At 56.3% G+C, this 1,208-nt stretch carries 2 protein-coding genes; both read left to right on the top strand.

Features of this window, described 5'->3' with window-relative positions:
* The first annotated feature begins 398 nt into the window (after positions 1-398).
* A complete protein-coding gene (locus EWE75_RS24645) occupies positions 399-647 on the top strand; it encodes an AbrB/MazE/SpoVT family DNA-binding domain-containing protein (RefSeq protein WP_130160640.1) in 249 nt (82 codons plus the stop codon).
* Positions 640-1,029 carry a type II toxin-antitoxin system VapC family toxin gene (locus tag EWE75_RS24640; protein ID WP_130160639.1) on the top strand — a complete coding sequence of 130 codons (390 nt, stop codon included), beginning with the start codon at positions 640-642 and terminating at the stop codon, positions 1,027-1,029. The genes EWE75_RS24645 and EWE75_RS24640 overlap by 8 nt, the downstream gene beginning before the upstream one ends.
* Positions 1,030-1,208 lie beyond the last annotated feature (179 nt).

The following is a 1,208-nucleotide window of genomic DNA, read 5'->3' as shown; positions in this document are numbered from 1 at the left end:
GCCTTCTCCCGGTAAACCGCCGCCACATAGAAGCCAGCCGCTCTCGCTCCTGCGACAATCGCTTCCTGTCGCGCGAGATCCTGTTCCTCGGTGCTGACCCGTAGGTACACCCTGGCTGCCTTGACCACGTTCCGGTTTTCGTTCTGGCTCACTTGGTCTTGGCTCCCTTGGGTATACCCGTAATAGCCGCTCCAAGGACATCTAGCTACAAATATCAACGCGCGGTCCTGCGTAGCCTAGCCAACCTAGCCAGCTTCTTTGAGCTAGGCGCGAGCTCCTGAATGTCTCGATGTGTCTTCCGACACGAAATGCCGCAATGTGTACCACTACGACAATGACAGCTATCGCCTGATATGATACCTATAAGCGGCTTTGGTCAGATTGCGAGGACGGGTGGAATGGAAGCGCAACGGGTTAAAATCGTAGAAGGTGGAAAACTGGTGATACCAGCCCTAATGCGTCGTGAGCTTGGGATTGTGCCGGGTGATACCGTTATGGTCGACATCGACGATGGTGAGTTGCGGGTGCGATCATTATCAAAGGCGCTTGAACGGGCTCGTGCGATCTTGCGACGGCATATTCCCGAGAGCGCCAATCTCGCCGACGAACTGACTGCGGACCGGCGTGCCGAGGCTGAGCATGAGTGACAAAATCGTACTCGATGCTTCAGCTTTGCTCTGCATGCTAAACGATGAGCCGGGGGCCGACCGGGTTGCAGAGATACTGCCCCGATCGCTTATAGGCGCAACGAACTATGCCGAGGTTGTATCGAAACTGCGTGAGCGTGGCCTATCACTGGATGAGGTGAGAGAGGCCTTGGGTGGCTTACATCTCGACGTTCGGCCTTTATCGCAATCACAGGCAATGCTGATTGGAGACCTGCGCCCTGCGACGCGGCCTCTCGGCCTTTCGCTGGGAGATAGAGCGTGTTTGGCCCTGGCGATCGAACTGGACGCAGAGATCTATACGACAGATGCCGCGCTGACTCAGGCGGAGGTCGCCGTCACGGCGACTAATATTCGAGGCTAACTAACGTAGGCCGCCCGAGCATGGCCGATGAGTATGTCGATCCCTTCTCATAACTCCGTCTAAAATGCGGATCGTGAGAAAAGCATTTTGAGAACGGTTTTCGAGAATCTGAGAGGTGGCCGCACCGGGACGGCGCTGCTTTCGGGATAGCGCTGCCCGTTTTTGCTCACCAGACGTTC

This window comes from Sphingomonas populi (genome assembly GCF_004208535.1).
Taxonomy (GTDB): Bacteria; Pseudomonadota; Alphaproteobacteria; order Sphingomonadales; family Sphingomonadaceae; genus Sphingomonas; species Sphingomonas populi.
This window is presented reverse-complemented; position numbering and strand designations above follow the sequence as displayed.

What these genes read in the sequence shown, in the direction of transcription:
- EWE75_RS24640 (WP_130160639.1), top strand. Translation starts at nt 640, where the DNA reads ATGAGTGACAAAATCGTACTCGATGCTTCAGCTTTGCTCTGCATGCTA.
- EWE75_RS24645 (WP_130160640.1), top strand. Translation starts at nt 399, where the DNA reads ATGGAAGCGCAACGGGTTAAAATCGTAGAAGGTGGAAAACTGGTGATA.